Below are 2,709 nucleotides of genomic sequence, written 5' to 3' on the forward strand. Positions count from 1 at the left end.
CTTACATTGGCCTAATTGAAATTCGTAAAGCGGGTGTTAAATCGGCTGAATTTTTAGTTAACAGTGAAAAATGGCGTGAGCACATTCCGAAGTCTTTACATGATGTGATTTTGACACAAGCCGACCGCACCCCGATTGCTGATGTTCATTCAATTGATTTGATGCTTGATAATGATGTGTTTGGTGCGCTAATGCTTGACCCTGCTATTACTGATATGCGTATTCGTGTTGATTGTGAAGTGGAAGGCCAAGCCGAAATTGTTGTTTACTACTTTGATGATTACGCAAAAAGCACGTTTTAAGGGGGTTGTATGTTTGGTTTACCAAGTACAGCTAGCGGCGCTGTTAATGCCGCTGTTTTGCCACAACAAGCTAGACCAGAAGGCCAGCCAACCCAAACAATTTGGGGCGGTTGGGGTCAGGGCGTTAACTCTGCTTTAGGTGGTGCGCTAAATCTTTATGGTCAGTTTGAACAAATACAGGCTATGAAAAACAGCGCGGGCGTTGCTCGTGAAGAGCAAAGCAAAGTAAACGAATTAGAAAACGGCGCGGCTGTTGTCGTTAACGTACCAAAAACACAGGCTACAAACGCGAATGAAGCGGTGGCCATGGTTTTTGGATTCCCGCAAAAGCAAGTTTTAATGGCCTTTGGTGGTTTGCTTGCTGTTGGCATACTTTTAAAGGTGGCTAAATCATGAGTAGCAAAGGCTTAAAGGCATTCGCTAAAGGCGTAGGCGTTGCAATTATTGCAGCGGTTGCGGCTGAATATATCCGAGACTTTATCAAGTCAAAAAAGGCCGCTAAGTAATGGGTGGGCTTGCGGGTGGCGGCGGGATGAGTAATCAGCAGTCCGCTAGTTCGGGAACTGGTGACCAAGCCGCGAACGTTGGCTTTACTGGTGGTGGCATTAATTTTGGTTNTTACTGGTGGTGGCATTAATTTTGGTTCTAGTAATAACAATCAAATATTAATCATCGGCGGTATTGCTCTAATTGCCTTATTTTTACTTAAAAAATAATGCAATTCTTAGAATCAAGCGAGCTTAAAATAATCAGCGAGGTGACAGGTTCACCCGCTGATTTTTGTTTAATTCAGTCACAAATAAAAGCGGGTAGAGCGAGGTTTGTTTGTATTTATGGTACTTACTACGTTTTACGTGTTGATAGTGATGGCTTAGTTGTTGTTTGTGCTCAGGGTAAGAATATTAAAAAATCTAGCCTTGTAATTATCGAACTAGCAAAAAAATTAAATATAAAACACATCTTTTTTCATACCCGCCGCCCAGCTTTAGCAAGGCTTTTAAAACACTGTAATTTTAAATTTATAGAAACCGACCCTAACGGGCTTTCGGTTTTTGGGATGGTGGTACATGAGTACAAGTTCAAAATCAAGAAGTTCACAAGCAACAAGTAATACCAGTACAAGCCTTGGTGTTCAGGGTGACAATACTGGTTTTATGACTGTTGGCAATGGCAATAATTACAATATTACACAAACTGACGGCGGCTTAGTTGATGCGCTTGGTGCTGTTTGGGGTGATATGGCTGGCAATCAAACAGATATGATTGATGCAGTTAGTAATATGTCAAAAGATAACGCCGATATGACAGAAAGCATTACACGCAGCGCATTTGATTATGGTCGTGATGTAAACAGTGACTCGTTGAATTTCGCAGGTGATACGGTTAGAGATTCGTTAGGCTTTGGCTCTGACTCGCTAGCGTTTGCAAGTGATGCACAAGATAACGCGTTTAAACTAGTTGGTGATACGACAGCGGACGCATTTAGCTTTGGTCGAAATGCTATAGACGCAAATAGCGCGTTATCAGCAGATAGCATTAAGGCGCAAAATTACCTTGCTGAAACCTCAATAAAGGAAAACAGCGACCTAGCAAGAAGTATTGGCGAAATGGCCGCAGATATGCACGGCAATAATACTGCATTTGCTAACAACTCAATGATGACGGTTGTTGATGCGGTTGGTGATGCTAACAAAGGTATGACTGATTTAGCGTATTACTCTATTGAAAATAATAGTAATTTGGCGGCTGATTTGGCTGCGGGTGCTGTTGATAAAGTAAGTCAAGCGTTTAGCGATGCAGGCGACCAAACGATATTAGCGCATAAACAGGCAATGCAATTTGCAGAAAATGCCAGTCGTTCAGATGGTCAGCAGTTGGCAATAAGTACAAATAAATCTATGACATACATTGTTATTGGTCTAGGCGGTATAGCAATTTTAGCAATGTTTATGGGGCGCAAATAATGTTAGTAAATAAGTTTGTAAAAGCTGGTTCGGTTGACGATATAAACCAAACAGGGCGTTTTTTAAAAGTTATCAGTAGTGAAACAGAGTTTAGAATTAGGGTTACAAACGGCGTTAACGTGCTGATTGATAGCGTTGTTGCCGCTGGCTTTGATGTTCAAACATCCAAAGAATTTACATTGATACAGATAATTAGCGAGCAACCGCAAAAAGTCCAGATGTGGGTATCTGAACATAAGTTAGGTTATGACGCACTTACAAGCGGTAGCAATGTTAATCAAAGCTCTATAATTGAGCATTTTGGCGGAAGTCAAAGGGTACTAACGTTTGAAAAAATCCGAAAAACAATAACCTTGTATAGTGATGTTGAGCCGTTTTGGTATGGCGGCGAAGGTGTGACAATAGAAAACGGAATGCCTGTAAAAGCAGGGATTGCGCACAAA

At 41.4% G+C, this 2,709-nt stretch carries 3 protein-coding genes and 1 pseudogene; all 4 read left to right on the forward strand.

Going from position 1 to position 2,709, the window contains the following annotated elements:
- Window positions 1-302 (forward strand): annotated as a pseudogene (locus tag I6F47_RS20035) (major capsid protein P2); the annotation flags it as partial.
- 9 nt (window positions 303-311) lie between these two features.
- The gene (locus I6F47_RS20040) at window positions 312-698 is read left to right on the forward strand and encodes a hypothetical protein (RefSeq protein ID WP_197184430.1); all 387 of its coding nucleotides are present in this window, start codon (window positions 312-314) and stop codon (window positions 696-698) included.
- A 671-nt stretch (window positions 699-1,369) separates the two neighbouring features.
- A complete protein-coding gene (locus I6F47_RS20045; RefSeq protein ID WP_197184431.1) occupies window positions 1,370-2,266 on the forward strand; it encodes a hypothetical protein in 897 nt (298 codons plus the stop codon).
- Window positions 2,266-2,709 (forward strand): hypothetical protein (locus I6F47_RS20050; protein ID WP_197184432.1); only part of this gene is annotated, 444 nt, incomplete at its 3' end. The genes I6F47_RS20045 and I6F47_RS20050, both read left to right, overlap by 1 nt.

Source organism: Pseudoalteromonas sp. NZS37, assembly GCF_015864265.1.
Taxonomy (GTDB): Bacteria; Pseudomonadota; Gammaproteobacteria; order Enterobacterales; family Alteromonadaceae; genus Pseudoalteromonas; species Pseudoalteromonas arctica.

What these genes read in the sequence shown, in the direction of transcription:
- I6F47_RS20045 (WP_197184431.1), top strand. Translation starts at nt 1,370, where the DNA reads ATGAGTACAAGTTCAAAATCAAGAAGTTCACAAGCAACAAGTAATACC.
- I6F47_RS20040 (WP_197184430.1), top strand. Translation starts at nt 312, where the DNA reads ATGTTTGGTTTACCAAGTACAGCTAGCGGCGCTGTTAATGCCGCTGTT.